Origin of the sequence: Corynebacterium sp., assembly GCF_030152825.1 — a bacterium.
Taxonomy (GTDB): Bacteria; Actinomycetota; Actinomycetes; order Mycobacteriales; family Mycobacteriaceae; genus Corynebacterium.
This window is the reverse complement of record NZ_JASLIP010000006.1, coordinates 128,512-154,469: the sequence shown is the minus strand read 5'-3', so window position 1 is coordinate 154,469 and position 25,958 is coordinate 128,512. Positions and strand designations below refer to the sequence as shown.

The 25,958-nt window shown below is 66.4% G+C and carries 17 protein-coding genes, 1 tRNA gene and 1 pseudogene; 7 read left to right on the top strand and 12 right to left on the bottom strand.

All coding sequences use genetic code 11. The features are described 5' to 3' along the window. Positions 1 to 202: pseudogene (locus Q1V78_RS01125) on the bottom strand (hypothetical protein); the annotation flags it as partial. Positions 203 to 318: 116 nt separating this feature from the next. Here Q1V78_RS01125 and Q1V78_RS01120 point away from each other — a divergent pair. Next, the gene (locus tag Q1V78_RS01120; RefSeq protein WP_300610710.1) at positions 319 to 648 is read left to right on the top strand and encodes a chorismate mutase; all 330 of its coding nucleotides are present in this window, start codon (positions 319 to 321) and stop codon (positions 646 to 648) included. A gap of 181 nt (positions 649 to 829) precedes the next feature. Here Q1V78_RS01120 and Q1V78_RS01115 read toward each other — a convergent pair whose 3' ends face one another. Beyond that, positions 830 to 1,675, bottom strand: coding sequence for a S1 family peptidase (locus Q1V78_RS01115; RefSeq protein ID WP_300610678.1), 846 nt, complete (start codon positions 1,673 to 1,675; stop codon positions 830 to 832). Positions 1,676 to 1,852: 177 nt separating this feature from the next. Between Q1V78_RS01115 and Q1V78_RS01110 the strand changes: the two genes are divergently transcribed. The 3 genes from Q1V78_RS01110 (at position 1,853) to Q1V78_RS01100 (ending at position 5,751) form a co-directional block, all read left to right on the top strand. Further along, positions 1,853 to 2,662 carry a metal ABC transporter ATP-binding protein gene (locus Q1V78_RS01110; RefSeq protein ID WP_300610676.1) on the top strand — a complete coding sequence of 270 codons (810 nt, stop codon included), beginning with the start codon at positions 1,853 to 1,855 and terminating at the stop codon, positions 2,660 to 2,662. After that, positions 2,659 to 4,425, top strand: coding sequence for an iron chelate uptake ABC transporter family permease subunit (locus Q1V78_RS01105; RefSeq protein ID WP_300610674.1), 1,767 nt, complete (start codon positions 2,659 to 2,661; stop codon positions 4,423 to 4,425). The genes Q1V78_RS01110 and Q1V78_RS01105 overlap by 4 nt, the downstream gene beginning before the upstream one ends. Before the next feature lie 81 nt (positions 4,426 to 4,506). Continuing rightward, positions 4,507 to 5,751 carry an AI-2E family transporter gene (locus Q1V78_RS01100; RefSeq protein ID WP_300610672.1) on the top strand — a complete coding sequence of 415 codons (1,245 nt, stop codon included), beginning with the start codon at positions 4,507 to 4,509 and terminating at the stop codon, positions 5,749 to 5,751. A gap of 54 nt (positions 5,752 to 5,805) precedes the next feature. Here the strand turns inward: Q1V78_RS01100 and Q1V78_RS01095 are convergent, their stop codons facing one another. From Q1V78_RS01095 to Q1V78_RS01080, 4 genes are all read right to left on the bottom strand, one after another. Next, the gene (locus Q1V78_RS01095; protein ID WP_300610670.1) at positions 5,806 to 6,228 is read right to left on the bottom strand and encodes a pyridoxamine 5'-phosphate oxidase family protein; all 423 of its coding nucleotides are present in this window, start codon (positions 6,226 to 6,228) and stop codon (positions 5,806 to 5,808) included. A 45-nt stretch (positions 6,229 to 6,273) separates the two neighbouring features. Then, entirely contained in the window at positions 6,274 to 6,663 is a 390-nt protein-coding gene (locus tag Q1V78_RS01090) for a hypothetical protein (RefSeq protein WP_300610668.1), read from the bottom strand. Between the two features lie 82 nt (positions 6,664 to 6,745). Continuing rightward, positions 6,746 to 6,819: transfer RNA gene (locus tag Q1V78_RS01085), tRNA-Met, on the bottom strand. 184 nt (positions 6,820 to 7,003) lie between these two features. Then, positions 7,004 to 10,006, bottom strand: a complete 3,003-nt coding sequence (locus Q1V78_RS01080; RefSeq protein ID WP_300610708.1) for a UPF0182 family protein — start codon at positions 10,004 to 10,006, stop codon at positions 7,004 to 7,006. 141 nt (positions 10,007 to 10,147) lie between these two features. Here Q1V78_RS01080 and Q1V78_RS01075 point away from each other — a divergent pair, with 141 nt between their 5' ends. Continuing rightward, the gene (locus tag Q1V78_RS01075) at positions 10,148 to 10,684 is read left to right on the top strand and encodes a PPA1309 family protein (RefSeq protein ID WP_300610666.1); all 537 of its coding nucleotides are present in this window, start codon (positions 10,148 to 10,150) and stop codon (positions 10,682 to 10,684) included. A gap of 14 nt (positions 10,685 to 10,698) precedes the next feature. Here Q1V78_RS01075 and Q1V78_RS01070 read toward each other — a convergent pair whose 3' ends face one another. Further along, positions 10,699 to 11,775 carry a PDZ domain-containing protein gene (locus Q1V78_RS01070; protein ID WP_300610664.1) on the bottom strand — a complete coding sequence of 359 codons (1,077 nt, stop codon included), beginning with the start codon at positions 11,773 to 11,775 and terminating at the stop codon, positions 10,699 to 10,701. 182 nt (positions 11,776 to 11,957) lie between these two features. On the opposite strand from Q1V78_RS01070, the gene Q1V78_RS01065 reads away from it, so the two are divergent. Then, positions 11,958 to 13,601 (top strand): zinc-dependent metalloprotease, encoded by a 1,644-nt coding sequence (locus tag Q1V78_RS01065; RefSeq protein WP_300610662.1) that lies wholly within the window; start codon positions 11,958 to 11,960, stop codon positions 13,599 to 13,601. Here Q1V78_RS01065 and Q1V78_RS01060 read toward each other — a convergent pair. Then, positions 13,598 to 14,194: a SprT-like domain-containing protein gene (locus Q1V78_RS01060; RefSeq protein ID WP_300610660.1), complete on the bottom strand. Its 597-nt coding sequence runs from the start codon at positions 14,192 to 14,194 to the stop codon at positions 13,598 to 13,600. The two genes, Q1V78_RS01065 and Q1V78_RS01060, sit on opposite strands and share 4 nt — an antisense overlap. A gap of 176 nt (positions 14,195 to 14,370) precedes the next feature. Between Q1V78_RS01060 and Q1V78_RS01055 the strand changes: the two genes are divergently transcribed. Then, entirely contained in the window at positions 14,371 to 15,345 is a 975-nt protein-coding gene (locus Q1V78_RS01055; RefSeq protein ID WP_300610658.1) for a hypothetical protein, read from the top strand. Between the two features lie 22 nt (positions 15,346 to 15,367). Here the strand turns inward: Q1V78_RS01055 and Q1V78_RS01050 are convergent, their stop codons facing one another. The 4 genes from Q1V78_RS01050 to Q1V78_RS01035 form a co-directional block, all read right to left on the bottom strand. Then, complete coding sequence (locus Q1V78_RS01050) at positions 15,368 to 17,515, bottom strand: ATP-dependent DNA helicase UvrD2 (protein ID WP_300610656.1); 2,148 nt, start codon at positions 17,513 to 17,515, stop codon at positions 15,368 to 15,370. Next, positions 17,516 to 18,589, bottom strand: a complete 1,074-nt coding sequence (locus tag Q1V78_RS01045; RefSeq protein WP_300610654.1) for a TrkA family potassium uptake protein — start codon at positions 18,587 to 18,589, stop codon at positions 17,516 to 17,518. Positions 18,590 to 18,703: 114 nt separating this feature from the next. Further along, on the bottom strand, positions 18,704 to 22,294 hold the full coding sequence (locus tag Q1V78_RS01040; protein ID WP_300610652.1) for a UvrD-helicase domain-containing protein: 3,591 nt from the start codon (positions 22,292 to 22,294) through the stop codon (positions 18,704 to 18,706). 83 nt (positions 22,295 to 22,377) lie between these two features. Then, a complete protein-coding gene (locus Q1V78_RS01035) occupies positions 22,378 to 25,932 on the bottom strand; it encodes an ATP-dependent DNA helicase (protein ID WP_300610650.1) in 3,555 nt (1,184 codons plus the stop codon). Positions 25,933 to 25,958 lie beyond the last annotated feature (26 nt).

Sequence of the window (25,958 nt, the reverse complement as noted above, 5' to 3'; positions counted from 1 at the left end):
TCATGAGCGCGACCAGCTCCTCGTAGCCCGCGGGCGGGGCATCCTCCGGGGGCGGAACTGCATCGAACTCAGGGTCGAACTCCGGCTCTGGCAGCGGCAGTTCCTCGGCTTGTTCTGCCTCCGGCCCACCCGCACCGGCGGCGGGCTGATCGCCGACGTGGCTGGCCGCCTGGTCCGCCGGACGTGCGGTACCAGGGGTCATGGGAAAGAGGCTGTCTTGCTCATCAGGAGTGTTCATCGTCTACCAGGCTAGTAGATGCCCCAGACACGGCTGCGCGACGTACAATCAAAGCTATGACTAGCGAAGATGGCGCAGCGATGAGCCCCGGCATCGGGGATGGGCCGGAGGTTCCGGCTAAGGACTTCGAGGTGCGCATGCCCTCGGGTACCGATGATCCGCTCTCCGATGAGGAGATTCAGAAGTATCGCCAGGAGATCAACCGGATGGATCGAACGATCATTGATGCGATCCATCGCCGCTCCGCCGTCTCGAAGGCCATCGGCAAGACCCGCCTGGGCTCCGGCGGTACCCGCCTGGTCTACACCCGCGAGGTGGCGATCATTAACCAGTTCCGCGAGGAGTTCGGCTCCGAGGGCGTAGAGATCGCCAAGGCGCTGCTGCAGCTCGGCCGAGGCCGGTTGGGCTAGCCACTGCTTTCGATCACTGAGACCTTGCGAAACCCGCCCCAACGCGCAGCTGCCCCCGACGATGTGTCGTCGGGGGCAGCTTTATGACTGAGAGTTCTGCGCTCGTGCTTGGGTGTTAGCGGTTTTGGTGTGCGCCGGTACGCCAGTGCTGTGCACTAGCGTTTTCCGCGAACGCTACCCGCTAGGGCAGGCGGAAATCCGCGCCGGAACCGCCGAGCGCGTTCATGTCCGCAGCAATGGCATCCCAGGTGGTGGACACCGCCGGGGAGTGCAGTGGCCCCTGCAGCGGGGTGGTGCAGCTTGGCAGCGGCTGGAAACCACCGTTGAGGATGCCCACCAGGCGACCACCCGCGTAGACGGGTGCGCCGGAATCCCCGAGGGAGGCGCAGATGTGGCTCACGAAGGTCTGGCCAAGATGCCCCAGCACCGGCCCACACTTGGTGCCGGTGGCTACGCCGGTCTTGCATGCCCCATTCGGCACAGCAGGCGCCGGGCCACCGATTCGGTTCAGCGCCACGCGACCGTAGTTCCGGGTCAGCTGCACGTCGGGGCGCAGCCGGATGACGGAATAGTCCAGGTTGCCGAACTTCACGACCTTGCCGATCACACCGGCCTCGGGGGCATCGAGGGAGCGCACCGGACTACCCGGCACACCACAGTGAGCGGCGGTAACGCCCACCTTGTTTCCCGCAGCATCAATACCTGTCACAGACAGGGTGCAGATGCTATCGCCCACCATGATCGGGGTGGATGGTCCCAGGAGGGCCTGGGGCTGGATGCGCTGCTGAGCAGCCGGCGCGGTGGGCGAGGTGAAGTAGTGCCCCGGCACGCGGTGTGGGCCTGGCTGGCCGGTGGCAGTAAGTGCCGCGTCGAGGGACCCCATCGGGTTGGCTGCCGCCTGCCCGGCCACCCCAACGCCCAGCCCGGCAGCCATCCCGAGGCTGGCCAGCAGTCCCGCAGCACCTCGCAAGATGCGCCCGCGCAGGGTGCGGTGGTGGCGGGCATGGGTCGGGGTGGTGCGCTGCATGGGGCGTTCCTTCTGTGACAGGTGGGGGGTGATCCACTCTCACCATAGCGCCCGCGCCAGACACCACCTATGCCAACGCGCATGGCAGCCCCGGCGCTACACCACACCACCCCCACCCCCAAAGTTCAACGTGTTGAACTTGGCAATTCAGGTAGCTGAACACTATTCTTTGCTGCCATGAGCATTAGCGTCCACAACTTAAGCGTGAGCTACGGCGCGAATACCGCGATTCGGAACATCAGCTTCACCCTCGACTCCGCCGGCATGCACGGCATCATCGGCCCGAACGGCTCGGGCAAGTCCACCCTCATGAAGGCAATGCTTCAGATCCTGGACAAGCACCACGTCCACGGCACAAGCACGACCGGGACCTCTACTGGCTACCCCGTCACCCTCGACGGCAAGACCCCCGCCGAGCAGCGCCGGGCAATCGCCTATATCGAGCAGCGTTCGGACCTGGACCGCAACTTCCCCACCAGTGTTTTCGATACCGTCCTGATGGGCACCTACCCACGCCTGGGACTGTTCCACCGACCCGGCAAGGCCGAACGCGACGCAGCCACCCAGGCCCTCAAGGACGTCGACATGTGGGATTTCCGCCACCGCCACATCAGCGCGCTCTCGGGTGGACAGTTCCAGCGCGTGCTCTTCGCCCGCGCCATCGTGCAGGACGCGGAGTACATCTTCCTGGACGAGCCCTTCGTCGGCATCGACGTCCCCAGCGAGAAGACAATCGTGACCCTGTTGCGGCAGATGGCGGATGCCGGCAAGCACGTCGTCGTCGTACACCACGACATGAACACCGTCCGCGACTACTACGACGACCTCATCGTCCTCAACGGCGAGCTCGTCGCGGCGGGCCCCTCCGAGGAGGTCTTCGTCCCCGACGTACTGCAAAAGGCCTTCGGCGCGCTCGTCATCCGCGAGCCGGCGGCGCCAGAGCACCCCACGCCACGCCAGGCCGAACTTCAGGAGGAGAAAGCATGATCGCGGAGTTCCTCGACTCACTACTCAGCCACGGCTACCTGCAAAAAGCGCTGATCACCTCGGTAATCGTGGGCGTGGCCTGCGGCATCGTCGGCAGCTTCATCGTGCTGCGCGGCATGGCCCTGATCGGCGACGCCATCTCGCACGCGGTGCTGCCGGGGGTCGCGGCCTCCTACCTGCTGGGGACGAACCTCTTCCTCGGGGCGGTGGTCGCGGGGCTTCTCGCCACACTCGCGATCGGGCTGATCAGCGAACGCTCAACGGTGAAAAACGATTCGGCGATCGGCATCGTCTTTTCCACCTTCTTCGCGATCGGCGTGCTGCTCATGGCGAAAGCGCAGACGGCGACGGACCTGACGGAGATCCTTTTCGGCAACGTCCTGACCGTTCAGGACGCCGACCGCAACCTCTCGATCGGTATTGCCGCTGCCGTGCTGATTCTCACGCTGGTCTTTTACAAGGAGCTGAAGCTCAGCACCTTCGACCCCGTGATGGCCCAGTCGGCTGGCGTGCCAGTGCGGGCGATCCACTACGGGCTGATGGTGGTGCTCACGCTGGTGACGGTCATTTCCCTGCAGACGGTGGGCGTGATCCTGGTAGTCTCCCTGCTGATCACTCCGGCGTCGGCGGCGTACCTGCTGACAAACCGGCTGGGCGCGATGATCGGGCTTTCGGTGGCGATCTCGGCGTTCAGCTCCGTGGTGGGGCTATTCCTGAGCTACAGCTACAACGTCTCCTCCGGCGTGACGATCGTGCTGACCGCCAGCGCCCTATTCCTGCTGGCCTTCCTCTTCGCACCAGGCAAGGGCCTGGTTGCCCGCTCGCAGGGCAACAAGCCGCTGGCCGCACTGCTGGCCCTCCTGGTGGGCGGTGCCCTCGTGTTCGGCGCCGTGACCCTCTCCTCGGAGGAGAAGGCAGACGCTGAGCAGCTGAACGTCGTCACCACCTTCACGCTGCTAGCGGACCTAGTGGAGGAGATCGGCGACGACGCGGTGAACGTCCATAACCTCGTGCCAACAGGCACCGACCCGCACGACTACGATCCCCTGCCCGCGGACCTGGATGCGACGAGCGACGCCGACCTGCTGTTCTACAACGGGCTGAACCTCGAGGGCGGGGAGCACGGATGGCTGGCGAAGCTAAAGAACACCGCGGGCCTGGATGAATCGCAGATGGTCGAGACCACCAAGGGCGTGCAGCCGAAATACCTCAAGGACGAGGCGGGCAATCAGGAGATCAACCCGCACGCCTTCCTGGACCCGACCGTCGGCATCGCGATGGCGGAGAACGTCACCGCAGCGCTGGCCGAAGCCCTGCCCGAGCGCGCCGAGCAGATCGAGGAGAAGGGCGCGGCGTACAAGGCCATGCTGGCGGGCATCGACGCCGACTACCGCGAGCAGATTGGCACGCTGCCGAAGGAGGATCGTGTGCTCGTGGCCAGCGAACACGCCTTCCAGTACATGGTGGACACCTACGGCATGGAGCAGCTCTACATCTGGGAGATCGATACGGATGAAAACGGCTCCCCCGCGCAGATCGGTAACCTCGTGCGCCAGCTGAAGGACAAGCGCCCGAAGCACCTGTTCGTGGAGTCGAACGTGGATACGCGTTCGATGCAGACCGTCTCGCGTGAGGCCGGGATCCCAATCTTCGACGAGCCGCTGCACTCCGATGAGCTCGGCAAGCCGGGCACGGTCGCCGGGACCTACGAGGACTTCCTGCGCAGCAACTTGAAGACCATGATCGCGGGGCTGAAGCGCTAGAGCTCCTCCCCTGGTGTGCCCGTCACCGTTTTATCCCACTGGGGTGGGTGGCAGGCCGCCCGCGGGCTTATTATTTGATACATGGCTAAAACTATCCCCGAGCAGAGGCAGCGGATTCTGCCCTCTCGCGCCCATCTGCCGTACGGGCTGGTGCTCGCCGCCTGGTGGAGCGCATGCCTGCTGCTGATCGCGGGCGGGGCGATCGTCGGCGCCCGCTTTGTGGAGAAGCTCGCGGTCGTTGTGGCGCCGCTGGCCATCGCGGTGTTGTTTTCCGCGATGCTCACCCCGGTCGTCAATTTTCTCGACGCCAAGCTGCGCCTCCCCCGCTCCCTGGCATCCTTGCTGACGGTTCTAGGGCTGATCGGGATCATCTCGGCGGGTGTGACGCTGTTTACCACCCAGCTGATCTCTGGCGTGCCGGCAATGCGGGATTCCGCCCGTCAGGGCGTGAATCAGATCGTCAATTGGCTGGAGACCGGCCCTTTTAAACTCACCCAGGCGAAGCTCTCCGACATGGTCAGCCACGTGCAGGGCGCGCTGTCCGAGAACTCGAAAACAATCGCGGACGGCGCGGTACGCACGGGCACGACGGCGGTCAACTCGGGGGCTGCCCTGCTGATCTTCCTGATCACCCTGTTCTTCTTCCTCTACGAGGGACGGCGGATCTGGCTGTGGCTAGTGTCACTGGCTCCCCAGGCATCCCAGGTGCCGATGGATGAGGCCTTCCGCCGCGGTTGGGTCTCGCTCGGAACCTTCGCCCACGTGCAGGTGTTGGTCGCCGCGTTGAACGCGGTGTCGGTCGGCATTGGCTGTTGGGTGATGAAGGTGCCGTTCGCGATTCCGATTTCGGTGCTGGTTTTTATCGCTTCCTTCGTCCCGATCGTGGGCGCGCTGATTTCCGGTGCGGTGCCCGCGCTGATCGGACTAGTGGATCAGGGCGTGTTCACCGCGATCGTCATGGTGATCATCGTGACGGCGGTACACCAGATCGAAACCCACGTGCTGCAGCCCTTCCTGATGGGGCACGCGGTGGCGCTGCACCCGCTGGCGGTGATCGTGGTGGTCGCCGCGGGCACGTACCTCTTCGGCCTGGCGGGCGCGGTCTTCGCGGTGCCGGTGGCCGCACTGGTGAACTCGGTGGTGCGCTATCTGCGCGGCAATGACATGTTTCCCGCGCTCGGCGAGGCCTATGAGCTACGGAAGCCGGGGACAACGAGGGGGCTCACCGACCCCAAGGAGGAGGCTTCTGGGGAGTCGGCAGCTGCCGATGCAGAGTCGGACGCCGAAGCCACAGCTCCGGCTCACAGCACCGAGCCCCGCGACTAGCGTCCTCTCCCCTCCCCAATAGCGCACTCACCGGATGGGGGACTTTTGCTGGTGCTAGTAGCGCTCGGGCTCCTCGCCGAGCTGGAAGCGCCGGCCGGAGATCTCCTCTGGGGTGATCTCCACGTAGTTGTACTTCAGGGTCGGCAGCCACGGCTTCAGCGGCAGCTCGTCGGCCTGCTGGATCTCGTCGGTCCTCTCCAGGATGCGAGCGCGTCCCTTCACGATGACGGACCATGCCTTGTCCTCGGTGTGATCATCGGCTTCGAAAAGCACCCGATCATTGATGGACACTGTGAAAAGCTTGGAGCCCTCCGCGGTGCGGAAGTAAATCTTGCCTTCGCTCACCACGAAATTCACCGGGTAGAGGTCAAAGTCGTCCTTGATGCGAACGACCAGGCGCCCGAGCTGCTGGTTGCCCATCAGCTCCAGTGCCTCGTCATCTTTTAGGGTCTCAATGGGGTTCTCAAAATCAGCCATACTTCCATTCTGGCACTGTTTTGCCTTTCGTGTCGTGGCGGAGTGTTAAGCCTCGGGTCCGGTGATCAGCATCAAGGTCACCGTGGCGGGTCCGTCGACCGCCCGCAGCTCGTGGGAGACGTTCGCCGCCACAGAGATTGCGGTGCCAGGCTTGATGAGAAGTGTCTCCCCACCGACGTCGAACTCGACCTCACCGGTCTGGCCAAGAACCATGATCGGCGCTGGCGCATGGTGGTCCGCCATGACGTCCCCCTTTCGGAAGCTGATACGGACGACGGACGCGTGCCCAAGCTTTTCCTGGATGCGAACCTCGGGGACGGCACGGCCCTCCCCCTGGGACTGGCTGTGTTCTGCGTCCAGCTGGGTGAGGTGCACCCAGCCTTCGCCAGCGGAATTGTAGGGCTGCTTCGTGGAGGTGTCGTTATTCGCGCTCATGGCCCCATGCTTCCACATAATTGCCACCTCAGGTATGACGAAGGCCCCCTCACCGTTTCCAGTGAGGGGGCCTTGCTCTTAGTAGCGGGGGCAGGATTCGAACCTACGACCTCTGGGTTATGAGCCCAGCGAGCTACCGAGCTGCTCCACCCCGCGACGCTTGCGAGTACAGACTCAACCAATTCCTTGGCTGACCTCTGTCTGCAACATCGACTAGCCTAACAAGTCTCTATACAAAAGCAAAATCGCCCGCTGGCCTGCGCTCTTCCATCGAGCGCTGCGACCAACGGGCGATCAGCGGGCTAGTCACTGGGCGGCCACGCGGCCACCCAGCCCACCCCTACTGCTGGGACTGCAGCTCGCGGACTGCCTTGTCCAGCTCGTCGAGGGCCTTACCAAACTCCTCGAAGGAGCCGGACTGGCGGGTGCGGTTGACCTTGTCCATCGCATCCCGGACCTTGTCAGCAGCGTCGCCCTGTGGCAGCTGACCGGCCGCCCCAGAGCCCTGCTCCTGGCCCTTATTTTCGTCCTTATCGGACTCGCCTTCGTCCTTCTTATCGCCCTTACCCGGAGCCACGACGCTGCCGTCGACTTCCTCCAGGTCCGTGGCAGCGGCCGGGTCGATGCCAACCTGCTCCAGGGCCTCGGCGATCGTCGGCGCGTAACCGACCTGACCGTTGTAGGACACCAGCACGCGCAGCAACTTCGGGAACGCGGACTCCTGGTCCTTGCGCTTGGAGTACACCGGCTCCACGTAGAGCACCTGGCCGTCGCCCACCGGCAGGGTCAGCAGGTTGCCGTTGATGACGTCGTTGGTGCCCTCAAGCAGAGTGCGCTCGCGGGCCACCTCGTCGGAGGACATCATCGTGTCCTGCGCCTGCTTCGGGCCCTGGGTCTGCGTCTGGGTCGGCAGCACGCGCACGTGGATCTTGCCGTAGTTCTCCGGGTCGGAGGAGACGGTCATGTGCGCGGCCAGGAACTCACGGCGCAGGCCACGGAACGGGGTGATCAGCTGGAAGCTCGGCTTGCCGGTCTCCGGGTCGGCGGCGACCACGTAGTACGGCGGCTGCGCCAGCTCACCCTTGTTCTCCTGGGCGGTCGGGTCGGAAGGCACGGACCAGAAGGCGTCGTTCTGGAAGAACACGCCCGGGTCGCTGACGTGGTAGCGGGCGATGAGCTCACGCTGCACCTTGAACATGTCGCCCGGGTAGCGCATGTGCTCCATCAGCTCGTCGCTGATCTCGGACTTCGGCTTCACGACGTCCGGGAACGCGCCGCGCCACGCCTTCAGGACGGGGTCCTTCTCGTCGAACTCGTAGAGCTCGACGGTGCCGTCGTAGGCGTCGACAGTGGCCTTGACGGAGTTACGGATGTAGCTGACCTTGTCGGTGACCAGCTGCTCACGGCGGACACCCTCAGGGTTGGTGGTGTCCGTCGTGGTCTCCGTCAGGCTGGTGCGCTCGGAGTACGGCAGGTCCGTCAGGGTGGTGTAGCCGTCCACGACCCACTTGATGCGGCCGTCGATGACGGTCGGATAGGTCTTCGAATCCGTAGTCAGCCACGGTGCAACCTTGTGCACACGCTCGCGAGGGTCGCGGTTGTACAAGATGCGGGAGTTCTCGCCAATGCGGTCGGTGAGCAGCAGGTTCATCGACTCGAAGTGCGCGGCGTACATCAGGCGGTTGAATGGATTATTGACGTCCACTCCGCCCTTACCGGTGTAGGTGTAGTTGCTGTCCTCGGTGTCGTACTCCAGCGGGTTGCCGCCGGTACGGCCGACGATGGCGTAATCCGAGTTCGGCGTCGGGTTAGAGGCGATCAGCGGGCCGAAGTAAATACGCGGCTGCTTCAGGTCCAGCTCCAGCTCGCCACCCTGACGGCGCCGCTCTAGGGACTGCAGGTCGGCGACGGTGTAGACCGGGTAGCCACCACGGGCGGAACCGACATCGCGGGCCACCTCGTCGACCTTGCGGGCCGGGGCGGCGATGAAGCCGTTGCCGTGGGTGTAGACGGTGTGGCGGTTGATCCAGTCCTGCTGGTTGCCTTCCAGGGTGTTCGGGTTCAGCTCACGAGCGGCGACGACGAAGTCGCGCATCTTGCCGTCGACCTCGTAACGGTCCACAGCGAGCTCGTCGGAGAAACCGTAGAAGTTACGCAGCTGCTGTTGCTGAGTGAACGTCGGGGACAAAACCTGCGGGTCCAGGAGACGGATGTTGGAGAGGGTGACGTCGTCCTGGGCGATGGAGCGCTCCGCCTGCTCGCCACCCTGCTTGGTGCCCCAGTTGCGCTCGTAGGTGACGTTATCGTCCCCGAGGCTGTAGGCGTGGCGGGTAGCGTCGATGTTGCGGGCGATGTACTCGCGCTCCTTCTCCGCGCGGTTCGGTGCGACGGAGAACTGCTCCAGGATCGCTGGCCAGGCCACGCCGGCGACCAGGGAGGTCAGCAGCATCAGGGCCACGGCGAGCGCCGGGATGCGCAGGTCCTTCATCACGATGGTGAGGAAGAACAGGGCGGCGACGAAGATGGCGACCACGAGCAGGACGATCTTCGCCGGCAGGACGGCGTTGATGTCCGTGTAGGAGCCACCGGTGAAGGTGTCGTGCTGGCGGTTGAGCAGGTCGTAGCGGTCAAACCAGTAGCCCACAGCCTTCACGATCATCCAGATACCGGCGATGATCGCCAGCTGGCGGCGGGCCACCGGGGCGACCTTGGCCTTCTCCCCCACCCGCGGGTTACCGGTGGTGATGGAACCCAGCAGGTAGTGGCCAATGCCGTTGACGAAGAAGGCGATGATGATGATGAAGCTGAGCATCCCCAGGATGAGGTTCAGCATCGGCAGGTTGAACGCGTAGAAGCTCAGGTCCTTGCCGAACTGCGGATCCTCCACCCCGAAGGAAGAGGAATTCCAGAACAGCATCGCGCGGCGCCAGTTGCCCTGCGAGACCAGGCCGACGACGACGCCCGCCAGGATCGGCAGCCACACCAGCATCGGGCGGACAGTCTGCCGGATCGCCGGGCGGTTCGTGGCCAGCGGCGAGGCCGAACCGAGAGATTCGAGGCTGGTCGGCCCGTTGCGGTAGGCGGCGAAGGCCGCGAGCCAGACGATCACCCCCGCGACCAGCCCGAAGATCAGGAACAGAATCACACGGGTAACGATGACGCTGAAGAATACGCCCTGATATTCCAGGTCACGGAACCACTGCCAGTCCGTGTACGCACCAACCACGATGGGCACCAAGAAGAACGCCACACCCAGCGCCATGACCAGGCCGGCGATAATCTTGGAACGGCGCGAGGGCCTGAAATTTGCAGATGAGGCGCCAGATGGAGGCTGTGCCGACATACTCAAGGGTTCACTACTTCCTACGCAGAATCAGATCTAACAGTCCAGGATACGTAGTAAAACTTCCCTCGCGAAATGAGTTTTTGCCCCTACCGATGCGGGCTTCCGCCGCGTATGGGCCGGCGGGCTAAACTCTCGGCCATGAACTTCAACGATGACCGCATCTTGAACGCCGCCCTCATGGAGGCCGTGGACTTCATCCAGGCCGAGGGTTGGGATCGCCCCGCTACCCTGTTCGCCCTCGTCCCGACGGAGCTGGTCGCCGACGCCCTGGAGCTCACCGAGGACCGCAACCCGCTCTCCCTGATCGTGCAGGACGACCTGCCGGAGCACATCCGCCCCGGCTCGGAGGAGCTGGGCGAGTTCGTCGCCTCCATCCGCTGGCCTGCGCAGGTGGTGGGCGCGATCCTGGCCCAGGAAATCTCCTTCGTGGATTCCTCCCTGGGCGAGGACGCGGCGCCGCAGCAGGCCCGCCTGTTCAGCGGCATCTTGGACGCGGGCGCCCGGGATGGCGCCGCGGCGGCGGGCGATGGTTCCGAGCGCACCTTGCTGCAGCTGCGCCCGACCGAGGAGGAGCTCGCGGCCGATCCCTTCGGGCAGGACCGCGTGGAGCTGCGGGGCGGGGAGGATATCGCGCCGGGCGTGATCGCCACGCTGCGCGCCACCTTCGTGGACTAGGGCCTGGCTAAGCCCTAGCCGCAGGTGTCGAAGCCGCCGCCGGAGCGGATGCCCTCCAGATCCTTGACCGCATCATCGAGGGAGTCGACCTTCACCAGCTTCGGCCCGGCGTCCTCCACCGTGAGCGCCTCAGCACAGTTGCCAGCGGGGACCAGGAAGTACTCGGCCCCGGCATCAGCGGCCGCGCGGATCTTGTGGGTGATCCCGCCGATCGCGCCGACCTGGCCGGCAGCGTCGATGGAGCCGGTGCCCGCGACGAACGCGCCACCCGTCAGATCTTGTGGGGTGAGCTTGTCCACGACGGCGAGCGAGAACATCAGCCCCGCGGAAGGGCCACCGACGTCCTGCAGGTTATAGCGCACGCGGATCTCCCCCGCGGGCTGGGACAGGGAGGTCACGCCCAGGAAGGCGGAGCCCTGGCCAGCCTGCTGGAGGTGCTTCGGTGGCTCGCCGAGCGTGACGGTCACCGTCTCCTCCTTGCCCTGCCGGTCGACCAGGACGTCGATTTCGTCGCCCGGCGCGTGCTCGCCGACTACGCGGGCGAGCTCGTCGGGAGTGGTGATGGGGCGCCCACCGACCTCGCGGATGACGTCGTTGACCTTGATCTTCCCCGCTGCCGGTGCGTCGTCTAGGACGTCGATGACGGCGGTTTCCAGCGGCTTGTTGAGGAAGTTCATCGCCGCGGTGGTGGCGTTGGATTCCGAGGCAGCAAAAGCCGCCTGGTTCTGCTGCTGGACTTCCTCGGGAGACTTATTCGCGGGGAAGATCTGCCCGATCGGGACGAGGGTGTCGTCGGTGGTCAGCCACCGGGCGATCGCCTGGCCGAGGGTGAGCTTGGTGTGCACGGAGACGGTGGTCATGTTGAGGTGACCGGCGGGTTTACTGGTCTCCGCACCGGTGATCTCGACGACCTGCTTGCCGCCCTCCTCACCGAGGGTGTTGAAGGTCGGGCCCTTGCCCTCTGCCGCGTAGGGAACCGTCAGGTCGATATCGGTGCCCGGGATGCTCGGCAGGCCAAGCAGGGTCACCAGGACGACGACCGGGGCGGCGCCCAGCGCGATCGTTCGGTTGCGACGGTTCCAGATTTTCATCGTTCATACCCTACCTGCTCGTGGGGACTGCTGGGTTCAGGCGAGGCCGGGGAGAGGCCGGCGGGTGACGTCGTCAATATGAAAGGGCGACGGCCGGAGACGGCGGGGCCGTTCGCTCACAGCACACGGAACGGAGCAGATTTTGATGGGGGCTGTCCGCTGCGATCAGTAAGGTTGTGAGCATGAGTAATTTCGGCTTCGGCATGCACCCCAATAACAACGGTGGCAACGGCGACGACAACGGCCGCGACGATGATGACCACAACGATGGCCAGAACGGCGACGAGGGCCGCGGAGGCCAGGGCGACGGTCGAGGCAATAACCCTTTCGAATTCCTCTTCGGCGGTTCGGGTGGTTCGGGTGGCTCTGAGCAGTCGAACCCCTTCGGCGGCGGGAACCTCGGTGATCTGCTGAACCAGTTCGGCTCGATGTTTAGCGGCTTCGGCGCGGATCTGAATAGCCAGGGCGCCGATGATGCCGTGAACTATTCGATGGTGGAGCGCACCGCCCGCCAGCACATCCGCAGCAAGCAGCAGGCCAGCGAGGGTGGGCAGCACCCGTTCGGTGGTTTGTTCTTCGGCTTTGGTGCAGGCCCCCAGCGCGGTGCGGAGTCCAGCGCGCCGAGCCAGTCGGATTCCCAGGCCGTGGCGGAGTCCGTGCGGCTCGCGGAGCTGTGGCTGGACGGGGCGACCACGCTGCCTGCGGGCGCGACCGGCTCCGTCGCCTTCGGCCCGGAGCAGTGGCTGGAGGAGACGCTGGAGACCTGGAAGCGCATCTTCACCCCTCTGGCGGAGAAGCTCGGCGAGGCCGCGATGGGCGAGATCCCGGAGGAGATGCGGGATCAGATGGGCCCGCTGGCCGGCGTGATGCGCCAGGTCAACGCGATGAACTTCTCCATGCAGTTGGGTCACACCCTGGGCGAGCTGGCGACGGGTGTCAGCCACTCCACGCAGTGGGGCATGCCACTGGCCGGTGGCAACGTGGCGGCGGTGGCGACCGCGCAGCTGGAGTCCATGGCCGAGAAGCTGGGCACGGATAAGCGCGAGGCGCTGATTTACCTGGCGACCCGCGAGGCCGCACACCACCGCCTGTTCAAGCACGTCCCGTGGCTGGCCGAGCGCCTCATCCTGGATGTTGAGGAGTTCGCCCGCGGGTTGGCGCTGGACACCTCCGCGATGGAGGAGGCGATGCGGGAGTTCAACCCGGAGTCCATGAATGATCCCTGGAAGATGCAGGAGATGATGGCCCAGATGCAGGGTCAGGACCTCTCCCCCAAGGTCGTGTCCGCGAATGCGCACGCCCGCGAGCGGTTGGAGACCAGCCTGAGCCTCGTGGAGGGCTGGGTGGATTACGTGGTCGGCCAGGCGCTGGCGGACCGGATGCCGAATGCTTCCATCCTGACGGCGGCGTGGTCCTCCTACCGCAACACCGAGTCCCCGGAGATGGAGGCGCTGAGCAAGACGGTGGGCATTTCCCTGCTCGCGTCGCGCGCCAACGATGCCGCTGGTCTGTGGCACAAGCTGGACGAGGCCGTGGGCGCGGAGAAGCGCGACGGTATCTGGGACCACCCGGACCTGCTGCCGACGGCGAAGGACCTGGACAACCCAGCTGGGTTCATCGGCAAGGTGGCCTTCGATGGCGAGGACGAGGACTTCGACCCGATCAGCGAGATCGAGAAGCTGGAGGCGGAGCTGAACCGCCAGGGCGGGCCGCGCGAGGAACGCACCAATCGCCGCCGCCCGGAGCAGGACGAGAAGCGGGACGAGGGCTCGGAGTCGAAGGACGACGAGGCCGACGTTGACGAGAACGGCGACGGCGAGCGCTAGAGCTGCGGCTCCGGGCCGTCACCCGGGCAGCCCCAGCGCTGATAGGCCTCGAGGTAACCACGTGCCCGCTCGAGCTGCGGGGCGCGGCTAGCCCAATGCCAGAAGTCCGCACCGTGGTTGGGGACCCACGTGTGCACGAGCTCGTGGATGATCACGGAGTTCAGAACGTAATCCGGCACCTGTTTAAGCCGGTGGGAGATACGGATCCTCCCGGTGCTGGGTGTGCAGCTGCCCCAGCGGGTGGTCATGTTCTCCACCCAGGTGATGGACGTCCATTCCGCCCGGCCGCCTAGGTATTTGTCATTCAGGGTCTCGGCCAGGGCCTGGAGTTGCTCGTCGCTGCGCTTGTGGTTCGTGGCGCGAGTGGCTTTCTTCTCCAGCCGGGCAATGAGCCCCTCTCCTGCGGCAACCAGCCGCTCCAGGCCCATCGCGGCTGGAGCCAGCATCACGATTGTTCGCCCTTCCCAGCGGGCGGTGATGGTCTTCTTCCGCCGCGCCGAGAGCCGCACGTCCACCGGGCGGGCCGGGGTGCTGAGCCGCGCGGCGGCCTGCTGGGCCTTGCGTTGCGTGGCGGTGGGCTGGGCTCTGGTCATGGAAGCACATGTTAGCCGCCGCGCTTGTCGCTGAATCCTTCGCGGTTTCGCGCTTTGTCCACGCCCCAGAGCCCGCGTGGCTAGAATTCTGCGCAGATACAGCACACGGGCGGCGGGGGCCGCCCGGGCGCGGATGGGGCCGCGCCTCAGGGGAGCTGCAGATCCGAGGGGGAATCATGGTGCACGCAACCGCCGAGAAGACCAGGCCACAGGGCCCGCAGACTGCGAATGCCACAGCCAGGTCCAATCCGCCTGCGCGGATGGTGCTCCGCCCGGGTACGGCGGTGCTGCTGCGGCCGGACCGCAGCATCCAGTTCGGTATCCACCCCGGCAACGCAGTGGTCCTCCCGGTGCCGGCCTCCGTGGACCCCGGCCAGGTGCTGCAGGTGATGATGCAGGCCCGCGCAGGTCTCACCGCGGAGGATCTCGCGGCCACCCTGGGCTACTGCGGCTTCACCTCTGTGGAGGCGGGCTCCATCGCCGAGGAGCTCGCGCGAGCCGGGGTGCTGGTCGCCACCGAGGAGCAGGCCATCCCGCTGCTGCGTTTCGGCAAGCCCTCCCTGGCCCTCGCCGACGCCCTGTTCACCCACGGCGTGAAGGTGGACTGGTTGGAGGCGCCACGCACCACCAACGAGGCCCGGGCCGGGCAGGTCATCACCAGCCAGGGGCGCACCGCCCGGAAAGACGTCCTGATCCTGCCGGGCGGGCTCTTCCCGCCACCGGATGTGCAGTTCTGGCTGCACGAGAAGCTCATTCCCCACTACCCCACCGGGGTGATCGACGGGCGCCTTACCTTCGGCCCACTGATCATCCCCGGGCGCACCGCCTGCTTGAGCTGCATCGACCAGGCCTACCTGGAGCGCGACGCGCTGTGGCGCAGCACCCGGGCGCAGGCCACTGCCCGGCCGGTCAGCTACACCACCGCGGAGCACGGCCTACTGGCGGAGGTCACCACCCAGATCATCCGGGAGCACATCATCCCGTGGCGCGACGCAGGCTCGGACCCAGCCGCGCTCCCACCACTGCTCACCCAGCGCCAGTTCTTCGATCCTGCGAGTTTCGCCATTCAGCCCGAGGAGGTGCGGCGCGAACCGGAGTGCGTGCTGTGTCGCATGGCCGAGGCTGGGCTCGGGCTGGACGTGGCCCGCTAGGCCTGCTCCCCCGCGGGTGCCATTATCCCGCGTCGTAGTTCGCGGTGATAGCGAGGACGTCCTCCCCGAACTGCTCGATCTTCATCGGCCCCACGCCCGGAACCTGGATGAGCTCCTCGGGGCTGGCGGGCATGCGCTGCGCGATGGCGAGCAGCGTGGCGTCCGTGAACACCACGTACGCCGGAACACCCATGGACTTCGCGGTCTCCAGCCGCCACTGCCGCAGCTCCCCGATGACCACCTGGTCGGTCTCCAGCGAGTGCTGCCCGCAGCGGCCGAGGATCTTCGCCTCCGGGGTGGACAGGGGCGTGCCGCAGACGGCGCAGGCGTTCTTCGGGGCGCCCGTTTTCCGTCGACGTCGCGCCTGGTCCAGGTCGATGGCCAGCTCGCCGTCGTCCTCGTTCTCCCACGGCACCAGGTCGTCGAGGAAGCGGGTGCGGACGCGGGACTGTTTGCCGCCCTCCTGCCGGGCCAGCGCCCAGGAGAGGTGGAGGTGCTCGCGAGCCCGGGTGACGCCGACGTAGAGCAGGCGGCGCTCCTCCTCGATCGCGTCGGCAGCACCTGCGCCCTTGAGGGCGTGGTGGATCGGGAACATGCCCTCGTAGAGGCCGACGAGGAAGACGGCGTCCCACTCCAGGCCCTTGGCCATGTGGACGCTGACCAGGGTCACGCCCTGCACCTTCGGCGGGTTCTTGGAGCGCACCCGTTCCTGCAGCATGCCGATGACCCCGAGGTAGCTGATCTGCGGGTTCGCGGTAAGGATCTCCTCGATCAGCTCCACCAGTGCGTTGAGGGACTGCCAGCGCTGGCGTTCCTGCGCACCGCTAGGCTCGGTGGCGGTCAGTCCCACCGGGGCGAGTGCTGCCTTCGCGGCGTTGAGGATCTCCTCCCGGGTCTCCGGGCCGGTGCTATCTGCTCCAGCTGCGCCGCCGTCACCGTCCGGCTGGCCGCCGAAGTTCCGCGCGCTTTTAGCCAGCGCGCCCAGGCCCTGCCGGATCTCGGCGCGGGAGAAGAAGCCCTCCCCGCCCTTGACCTGGTACGGAATCCCAGCCTCTTCCAGTGCGTATTCCAGAGCACCGGCCTGGGCGTTGATGCGGTACAACACCGCAATCTCCGCGGGCTGAACGCCCTGCTTGATCAGCTGGGCGATCTTCTCCGCTACCCCCTTGGCCTCGGCGGCCTCGTCGGGGTATTCCACGAATTCCGGCTCCGGGCCGTCGGGGCGCTGGCCCTCCAGCTTCAGGCGGGTCCCGGCGGCCCGGTCCTTGGCCTTGCCGATCACCTCGTTGGCTAGTTCCACGACCTGCGGGGTGGAGCGGTAGTCCCGGTGCAGGCGCACGGTCGTGGCCTCGGGGAACTTCGTGGTGAAGTCCAGCAGGTAGCTGGGGCTGGCTCCGTTGAAGGAGTAAATGGTCTGGTTGGCGTCGCCCACGACGGTGAGGTCGTCACGCTCGCCGAGCCAGGCATCAAGCAGGCGCTGCTGCAGCGGGGTGACGTCCTGATACTCGTCGACCACGAAGGTGCGGTACTGGGAGCGGAACTCTTCGGCGATACCGACGTTGGACTCGATGGCGGCGGCCATATTCAGCAGCAGGTCGTCGAAGTCCAGCAGCATGCCCTCGGGCGTGGCCTTGAGCTGCTCGTAGTTCTTGAAGACCTTGATGAACTGCTCGGGGCTCACGGGGCAGTCGCGGCGCTCCGGCACCATGACCTTCGGGTAGTCCTCCGCGACGATGAGCGAGGACTTGCACCACTCCACCTCACCGATCAGGTCTTTGAGCAGCGTGGTGGTGGGCTCCAGGCCGGCACCACGGGCGGCACGGCTCATGAGGGGGAACTTGGAGTCCACGAGCTTCCACGGCAGGTCGCCGGCGTATTTCGGCCAGAAGTAGCCCAGCTGGCGCATGGCGGAGGCGTGGAAGGTGCGGGCTTGGACGCGCGCGACGTTCATCATCGCGAGGCGTTCCCGCATCTCGGAGGCTGCCCGCGAGGTGAAGGTCACGGCGAGCACCTGGTCGGGGTTGACGAAGCCGCCGTCCACGAGGTGGGCGATGCGGTGGGTGATGGTGCGGGTCTTGCCGGTGCCTGCGCCCGCGATGATCGCGACCGGCCCGCGGGGGGCGGTTGCTGCGCGAAGTTGTTCCGGATCCAGGTGGTCCCTGGTCTCCAATTACTCTCCCTCCTCGAGGTTGCTCATGCCGCGGACGTAGAGGATGCGGTCGCCCGGTTCGACGGTCTCGGCCTCGGCGGAGTCGATGCGGTACAGCGCCCCGGAGCGGACGATGCCGAGGACGATGTCCTCCAGCACGCGCGGGTTGCCGCCGACTTCCTCCTCCTTGGCGGGGCGCTCGGCGATGGAGAAGCCCTCGTCCGGGGAGAGCAGGTCCTCCATCATTTCGGTCACGGATGGGGTGACGGTCGCCAGGCCCATGAGGCGGCCGGCGGTTTCACTGGACACGACCACCGAGTCCGCGCCGGATTGGCGCAGCAGGTGGGAGTTATCGGATTCGCGCACGCTGGCGATGATGGTGGCCGAGGGCGCGATCTCTCGGACGGAGAGGGTGACCAGCACGGCGGTGTCGTCCTGGTTCGGGGCGACGACGACGGCTCGGGCGCGGTTCACGCCGGCGAGTTTCAACACGTCGGAGCGCGTCGCCGAGCCGTGGACGGTGACCAGACCCTGGGCGTTGGCAAGGTCGAGGGCTTCCCGGTCGAGGTCCACGACCACGATCTGCGATGGGGAGACGCCGTCGGCGAGGAGGGCTGCCACGGCGGATCGGCCCTTCGTGCCGTAGCCGATGACGATGGTGTGGTTGCGCATTCTTTTCCTCCAGCGGCGGATCATGAAGGTTTGGCGGGATTCCTTCGTCAGCACGGTCAGCGTCGTGCCGACCAGCAGGGCGAGAAAGACGATTCTTAAGGGGGTGACGATCAGCGCCGTGATGAGGCGTTCCTGCTGGCTGACCGGGGTGACGTCGCCGTAACCGGTGGTCGACAGGGTAATCGTCGAGTAGTACAGCGCGTCGATGAAGGTTTCGATGCCGACGTACCCCGCCCTACCCCGGTAGGTCAGGAGCGCCACCCCGAGGATGAGGCCTAGGGCGTAGAGCATGCGGCGGCCGATGAGCCGCCAGGGGCTGCGGTATTCCTCCTCCGGCAGGCGGAGGATGTTGAGCAGCGCGTGCGGCGGGAGACCGTCAAGTTCGCCTTCCGTCTGGAAGCGTTCCCGCATTCTAAACCGCATGACTTCCTATCCTGAGGTGGGTGCGTGGGGTGGGTTCGTGCCCTACCCGTCGGTGGGCCCGACCCCTGCCCCGAGGCCCGGGGCGGGTTGTAGTGAACCATCAAATCCTAGGGCTTAGGACTTGTCCAAGCCTAGCCGGGCGATGAGTTCCTCTTCGTTCGGCAAGTCTTGCACGTAGTGGGTGTGTTGGGTGCGGACATAGAAGAACGCGGTGCGCACGTTGTCCACCGGGACCTCCACACCCAGCTGGCGGCTCAGGATTTTCGCCCAGGCCAGCCGGTAGGCGGCGAGCTGGAGCTCGGCATTCCTCATATCTCGGCCGGTGGGCATCTGCCCGGTCTTCCAGTCGACGACGAGCCAGCCTGCGGCGGGGTCATCGCCTTCGTGGAAGACCGCATCCATGCGGCCGTTGAAGACGAAGCCGCCGATGTTGACCAGGTAGGAGCCCTCAACCGACTCCGGGGTGCGCTGGGCCCACTCGGAGCCGAGGAACTTGTTCTTCAGCTCCTCCAGCTGCGGATCCTGGAGCGTGGCGTCGGAGGCACCGGGCATTTCATCCTCGTCGAAGAGCATGGCCTGGTTGTAGTGCTGCTCCACCCAGTTGTGGAAGGCCGTTCCGCGCTTGGCGTAGGGCTGGGGCTGCATCGGGATGGGGCGACGACGACGCCGCGCGAACTGTTCCGGGTCCTTGTTCATCGCGACCGCTTGGGTTGCGGTGAGCATCGGGTCGAGCGGGACCTCCACGGCGGTGAGGGTGCGCTGCTGGTGCTCTTGGATCAGCAGGCGGGTTTCCTCATCCCACTGCCGGGTCAGCATGTCCTGGTTGGCGGCGGATTCGCTTGCGGGGTCGCCGGTGGTTGCCGCGCCGAGTGCGTCGACGACCATGCCCGCGCCCTCGACCGCACCAGGCCGGCTGGCCAGTGGCGCGGGCTGCGGCCAGCTGGCCTGCTCCTCGGCGGCAGTGGTGTTGCGGCGGGTAGCGGCGTATTCCTCCCGGGCGATGATCTGTTCAGGGGTCGGATAGAGGTAGTGGTCGATCTCTGTGGCGTTGCCCTTCTCCACCCTCGCGGTATCCTTGCTGCTCGGGGTGCGCCCCAGGTCGGACCAGGTGTGGACGCTCGCCCCGGGCAGGGGCGCACGGGAGTCGGTGATGCGGTTTTTCAGCAGCACCAAGTTCAGCGAGGGGTCCAGGGCGGTATCGTTGCCGGGGCTGTACGCGGCCCCACTCACCAGCAGCACCCGCTCGGTACGGGTGATGCCCACGTAGAACAACCTTTCGCTCTCCTGCGCCTCGGTCGCGAGCAGCTGGGTCCGGAAGGCCTCAGCGGCCTTGGTAAGGTCCACGCTCTTCTCGGCGTGGCTGATGTCGTAGATCGGGTAGCCGCCCGGTTCGCCTTCGGTTTCCGCGTCGCCGCGCAGGCTGGAGGGCAGGAGCTCGGCATTCGAGATCCACCGGTCAATCGTGATCCCCGGCGCCTCGGCGTCGAAGAAGTTCTTGCGGTGTGCGTAGGGCACGGCCACGATGTCCCACTCCAGCCCCTTGGAGCGGTGGACAGTGAGAATCTGGACGGTATCGGTTTTCGCCTCGATCTCGCCCGGCTCCAGGCCGGCGTCGTGATCGTGGGCGGCGCGCAAGTACTCCACCAGGTCAGACGCACTGCTGCCGCTCATCCGGGAGAAATCCTGGACGATCTCCGCGAACTTGTCAAGGTGGCTGGTGCCGATCGAGTCATCGGGGTTGCGGTGCCAGCGAGTGAGCACCTCGGTGCGGATGCCGATCATGTCCTCGATGTCCGCAATGAGGTCCGGCAGCGGCTTGGTGAGGCAGTTGCGGCGCAGGTGGCCGAGCTCGCGGGAGAGTTCGGCGATGGCTCGCACGCCCCGCGGGCTCATCCCCTGCTCTTCGGCATCGGCGAAGTCCGCGATGGCGTCTGCCAGCCCCACGGTGGCGTCCGCAGGGTTGGGGATCGCTTCGAGGAGCTGCTCACGCAGCGGAGATTCGAGGCTCTTCAGATCCTCGTAGGCGGGGTTGTGGATCCAGGGATCCTCCGCCCCGGCACTGGTGGCAGCGCTGGCTGCGTTGCGGCTCATCGCCCCTGGGTCGGTGTCCCCCTTGGCGCGGCGCTGGAGCTGCTGGGCGCGACGCGCGAGGATCTGTAGGTCGCGGGCCCCGAGGTTGAAGCGCGGGCCGGTGAGCAGGCGGAGCATGGCTGGGTCGTCCTCCGGGTCAACGAGGGCGCGCAGCGTGGCGTAGACATCCGCGACTTCGGGGATGTCCAGCAGCCCCGCCCCGCCGGTGAGATCCACGGGCACGCCCTTGTCGCGCAGGAGCTCGAAGATCGGTAGGGCTTCCTTGTTCTTCCGCACGAGCACGGCCGCGCTGAATGGGTCGATCTTCTCCCCCGATACCGCGGCGACTTCCTTACGCTTCTTGAAGTTCTCCCAGCGCTGTTGCAGCTGGTCGGTGAGCCATTCGAGTTCCTGGTCCTCCTCGTCGAAGAAGGCCACCTGGATCTCCCCGTCGTCGGCGCCCTTGCGGGGTTTCAGCTCGGAGACGGTGCGGTTCTCCCCCAGGGTGCGGGAGGAAACGGTGTTCGCGAGTTCCAGCACGGAGGCGGGGTTACGCCAGGAGGTGGTCAGCTCGAGCTTCTGGGCGGGCTGCCCGCGGAAGGGGAAGTCGGCTTCGAAGTTCCCGAGGTTGGAGGAAGTTGCCCCGCGGAAACCGTAGATCGCCTGCATGGGGTCGCCGACCGCAGTGACGGCGAGCTCGTCGTCCTTCCCGTCCCCGAAGAGGGAGCGCAGCAGCACACGCTGGGCGTGCGAGGTGTCCTGGTATTCGTCCAACATGACCACGCGGAAGCGTTCGCGTTGGGACTGGCCGACGATCGCATGTTCGGAGGCCAACTTGGCCGCGAGCGTCATCTGCTGGCCGAAGGTGCGCACGTCGAGCTCCTTCAGCCGCTCCCAGTACTTCTGTACCCAGGGCAGAAGATCCAGGCGTTCCTGATTGGCGTCCCGCAGCTCGTATGCCTTAAGGGAGAGGGGCTTGCCCACGCCGTGTTCGACCTGCTGGAAGGTGTCGATCAGAGCTTCGGTTTCGCCGCGGACGTCATCGAGGCCAGCGAGGTGGTTATCCATCTCCTCGGAGAGGGTGTGGATGAAGTCGATCATGCGGCCCATCGAGCGTGAGGTTCTCAGCTCTCGGTCGTGATCGATGAGCAGCTGGCGGGTGATCATCCACTTCTCGGCATTGTTGATGATCCGCCCGCTGGGTTCCACGGGGGCGAGCAGGCCGTATTCCCCGACGATGTTGCCGGCGTAGGAGTCGTAGGTGGAGACCGCGGGCGAGATATTGCGCAGCGCTTCATGGCGCGGGTCGTCGGCCGGCAGCTGGTCGCGGAAGCCACTGCGGGCGAGCGTTTCCAGCCGGCCGCGGATGCGCTGGCCGAGCTCGTTGGCGGCCTTGCGGGTGAAGGTCAGGCCGAGGACGTGTTCGGGCAGGACGTAGCCGTTGGCGACGAGCCAGACCACGCGCGCGGCCATCGTCTCGGTCTTGCCGGCCCCGGCACCGGCGACGACGATATAGCTACCCTGCGGTGGCGCGCTGATGACCGCGGATTGTTGCGGGGTGGGCGGGTAGGGCTGCTTGAGCCACCGGGTGGCGAGCTCCTCGGGGCTGATGATTCCACCGGCTGGTTCCTGCATTGTTGCCTTTCGCTGCTGCGCGCTATGCGAGGTCGTGTGCTGGGCGTTCGGTGTGCCCACGTCGTGTGGATGGTGCGGTTGGCTCATGAGCTCACCACGTGTCGGCCGGCGTCTTTGGCCGGACAGATCAGGTGGTAGCTACAGTAGGTGCACTGCGCGTCACCTGGGGTGGCTATCTGCACGGGCTCACTGATCTGCTCGGCGGCGGCGAGCAGATTCTGCTTGGTCTCGGCGAGCTGTTCGGGCGAGAAGTCCGGTTGGCTGGCTTTCTTGAGCTTCCCATCATTGGTGGCGGGGTAGATCAGGTGCGCACCATAAGGCTGCTTGCCACGATCCGCGTGCACGAGGAATTGGTAGGCGCCGAGCTGGCGGCTGGCCTGGGCATCGGCCGAGCTTTTGGGGCTTTTCCCGGTTTTAAAGTCGTAGACAATCACCCGGCCGTCCTCATCGGTGGCCATGAGGTCGATTCGGCCGCGGAGGGTGACCTCCTCCCCGGTGGGAAGGGTTCCCAGGGAGGTTGAGAGCTGCTGCTCGACCTCCCATTCTGTGCCCTCAGAATCGCCGCGGGTGCCCGTGATCCAGCTGTGGAGGTTTTCGATGCCTCGCTCCCAACGCTCGAGTGTTGCGTTGACTTCGAACTCTGGTCCCACGACCGCCCAGCGAAGCGCGGCCCGTGCGGCGTAGCGCGCGTCCTCGAGACTGAGGTCTTGTTGGATGATCGCCTGGGCAATGGCGTGAACGACGATGCCCACCCGCATGGCGTTGGTTTCCTCCTGCGCCCCGCGGTGGTCATCGAAAAAGGTTTTGAGCGCGCAATTATCGATATTGTCCAGCTTGGAGGGGCTCAAGGAGACCCCTCCCCGCCGGTCGGTGATCCGGTCCATGGTGGTGGGTTCGGCCATGCCCCACCAGTCGACGGGGTGACTGCCGAAGATGCCGGCATCAGCCATCGCAGCGAGGTTACGGGCGGCGGCGACGCGGCGGTGGTGTCGCTGGGTAGGGTCGGTGACCACGTCGCGCAGCTCGGCGATGAGTGGCTCGAGGGCGAGCACCCGCGGCAGGGCGCTGAGCTGTTCCGCTGGGGTGATCTGCCCCGCTGGATTCATCTGCTCGGTCACGCTGGCCTGAACTGCAACCCCTCCCTGCTGTGCGGGTTCCGCCAGGCCCAGGCCCAGCCCAAGTTCCCCTTGCACGGGCTCGCCCGGCGCGGCTTCCAGCTCTTCCTGCTCGACCTGCTCCACGGCACCCAGCGGAACAACAGCACCCGGCGCGTCGGTGATCTCATCAATGAAGCGGGAGGGCACGCCATTTTCCACGCTGGCGTTGTCGATGCAGGTCACCAGGGTGTTGTGGGTCGCCCGCGAGATGGCGACGAGGAAGAGCCTCCGCTCCTCGTGGACAGCGCTCGCCACTCGCGAGACCCGCGTGCCGGGCTCAATGCCCCGGTCCAGCAGGTCAACGAGCTCTAGCTGGCCGAAGAGCCCGCCCACGGTCGGCCCGGCGGGCCAGCTGCCCTCCTGCACGCGGGAGACGACCACGGTGTGCCACTGGCGCCCCACCGCGGCGTGGGCGGGCAGGATCTCCACGGCGTTGCTGGCGATCCCGCGCTCACGGCCACCGGTGGGCAGCTCCTGGGCGCGAACTTCCTCGCAGAAGGTTCGGATCGAGGCGTTGGGGTGGCGCTCGACGAAGTCCCCGGCCATGTCGAAGAGTATCATCACCGAGTCGAGGTCCTGGTCCGCCTGGGAGCCGAAAGTCCCGCCGCGCAGGGCGCGTTCCTGCAGCCGGGTGTCCAGCCCGGTGGCCTTCCAGATCTCCCAGAGCACCATCTCCACGGACTGTCCTGCTCGTAGTGCTTCCCTGCCCGCGGTGAGGACGTCGTTCATGCCCTGCAGGATCTGCAGCTCGCGGTTGTTGAAGCCCGCGGTCCACTCGGTGGCATCTTCCGCATCGGCGGTGCCGTTGAGCAGGGCACTGAGTGCGTCGCTGGATTGGTACGGCAGGCCCGCGGCATTCTCCGGCACGGGCTTGCCCTGCAGGCGTTGGCGGGCCAGCGCCTGGGCCAGCACGCGCTCGAGGCGGCGCACCATGATGGGGTCGGCTCCGCCAACCATGGATTCCATGAGCACGCGGACCTCCGAGTTCTCCAGCGGCCGGTAGGTGGCTTCCAGGGCGGTGAGCAGCAGCCGGATCAGGGGCTGTTCCGCGAGGATGATGGAAGTCTGGTTCACCCGCACGGGCACCCCGTGGGTCAGCAGGGCGCGCCGGATGGGCGCGATCTCCCCGACGGAGCGGACGATGACGGCCATGTCCTGCCAGGCCACACCGTCGCGGACGTGGGCGCGGCGCAGAGTATCGGTGATGTGCAGCCGCTCCGCGGTCCCGGAGTTCGCCCGCAACACCCGGATTGGCTGGTTCCGCTCCCCCGCGGTGTCGGCATCGATCCCCTTGGCCCCGGCATCCCGCGTGGTCTTCTCCCCTGCCGCTGCCTCGACGCCCTGGGCCGCGGCGTCCTCGGCCACGCGCAGCGGGATGCGGGTATCCACGTGCGGCAGGTGCCCGGTCAGCGCGTTGATGGCACGCGCGGTTGGCACCCCGAAGCGCTGGGAGCCGCTGAGCACCACGCGATGATTCTCGTCGGCGGCGTACTTGCTGAGCAGCTTTTCATCCGCACCGCGGAAGTGGAATACGCACTGGTCGGGGTCCCCGGCGAGCACCACCCGCGTGTCCGGGGTGAAGAACTGCTCCAGGAACTCGGCGGCCGCGGGGTCCAGGTTGTGGGCATCATCGATGAGGATCAGCCGCAGCTTCTCCCGCCACCGGTCGAGCTGTGCCCGCCCTGGCCCACCCTCCATCTCCTGCAGCGTGCTGTGCAGCAGCTCGGAGGCGTTCAGGCTGATGGACTGGGCCAACCGCCTCGTCTGCCGGTACTCATCGAGGAACTGCCCCGCCCCCACCCACATCGGCTGGTCGTACTTCTCCCCCAGCGCGGTGAGCTCGCCCGGCCCTACCCCGCGCTCCTCGGCACGCAGCAGCAGGTCGCGCAGCTGGCGGGCAAACCCCACGTAGCCCAGCGCTGGGCGGATGTGCTCCGGCCAGGCCCCCGCCCCGTCCTCGGCGTGCCCGGCCAGAAGCAGGCGGACATCCGCATCGTGTTCGGCACCGGTGAGCAGGCGCGGCGCTTCCCGGTCGCTGGCCAGCAGCATGCTGCGCAGTGCCGCGAAGGCCCAGGAGTGCACAGAGCGCACCGGCGTGCGCGTCGCCGCGAAGCTGCTCATGCTTGCCAGCCGCGCCACCAGCTGGGTGTTCACCGCCGTAGCGGCGTCCTTGGTGGGGGTGACCACCATGACCTCGTCCGCCGAACCACCCGCGGCGAGGAAGTGGACCAGCGTGTCGACGAGCAGGCTCGTCTTTCCCGTCCCCGGGCCACCCAGCACTGCCCACGGCGCGGAACTATCGATGCGCTCATCACCCGTGACGATAGCCCCGGCGAGCCCGTCCCACTCGTGGCCTTCCTCCCCCACCCGGCGTGGCGGCTGCAGCACGACCTTCGCGGCCTCGCGCGCCCCCAAGCGGTCCTCCGGCGCGCTCGGGGAGGCCACGGCGGTCGGCTGTTGATTCTTGGCTGTGTCCGTCATGCCAACAGTATGGCACCCGGTGCAGA

Excerpts from the sequence above, each read along its gene's own strand:
- Q1V78_RS01120 (WP_300610710.1), top strand. The coding sequence starts at position 319 with ATGAGCCCCGGCATCGGGGATGGGCCGGAGGTTCCGGCTAAGGACTTC.
- Q1V78_RS01115 (WP_300610678.1), bottom strand. The coding sequence starts at position 1,675 with ATGCAGCGCACCACCCCGACCCATGCCCGCCACCACCGCACCCTGCGC.
- Q1V78_RS01110 (WP_300610676.1), top strand. The coding sequence starts at position 1,853 with ATGAGCATTAGCGTCCACAACTTAAGCGTGAGCTACGGCGCGAATACC.
- Q1V78_RS01105 (WP_300610674.1), top strand. The coding sequence starts at position 2,659 with ATGATCGCGGAGTTCCTCGACTCACTACTCAGCCACGGCTACCTGCAA.
- Q1V78_RS01100 (WP_300610672.1), top strand. The coding sequence starts at position 4,507 with ATGGCTAAAACTATCCCCGAGCAGAGGCAGCGGATTCTGCCCTCTCGC.
- Q1V78_RS01095 (WP_300610670.1), bottom strand. The coding sequence starts at position 6,228 with ATGGCTGATTTTGAGAACCCCATTGAGACCCTAAAAGATGACGAGGCA.
- Q1V78_RS01090 (WP_300610668.1), bottom strand. The coding sequence starts at position 6,663 with ATGAGCGCGAATAACGACACCTCCACGAAGCAGCCCTACAATTCCGCT.
- Q1V78_RS01080 (WP_300610708.1), bottom strand. The coding sequence starts at position 10,006 with ATGTCGGCACAGCCTCCATCTGGCGCCTCATCTGCAAATTTCAGGCCC.
- Q1V78_RS01075 (WP_300610666.1), top strand. The coding sequence starts at position 10,148 with ATGAACTTCAACGATGACCGCATCTTGAACGCCGCCCTCATGGAGGCC.
- Q1V78_RS01070 (WP_300610664.1), bottom strand. The coding sequence starts at position 11,775 with ATGAAAATCTGGAACCGTCGCAACCGAACGATCGCGCTGGGCGCCGCC.
- Q1V78_RS01065 (WP_300610662.1), top strand. The coding sequence starts at position 11,958 with ATGAGTAATTTCGGCTTCGGCATGCACCCCAATAACAACGGTGGCAAC.
- Q1V78_RS01060 (WP_300610660.1), bottom strand. The coding sequence starts at position 14,194 with ATGACCAGAGCCCAGCCCACCGCCACGCAACGCAAGGCCCAGCAGGCC.
- Q1V78_RS01055 (WP_300610658.1), top strand. The coding sequence starts at position 14,371 with ATGGTGCACGCAACCGCCGAGAAGACCAGGCCACAGGGCCCGCAGACT.
- Q1V78_RS01045 (WP_300610654.1), bottom strand. The coding sequence starts at position 18,589 with ATGCGGTTTAGAATGCGGGAACGCTTCCAGACGGAAGGCGAACTTGAC.
- Q1V78_RS01040 (WP_300610652.1), bottom strand. The coding sequence starts at position 22,294 with ATGCAGGAACCAGCCGGTGGAATCATCAGCCCCGAGGAGCTCGCCACC.
- Q1V78_RS01035 (WP_300610650.1), bottom strand. The coding sequence starts at position 25,932 with ATGACGGACACAGCCAAGAATCAACAGCCGACCGCCGTGGCCTCCCCG.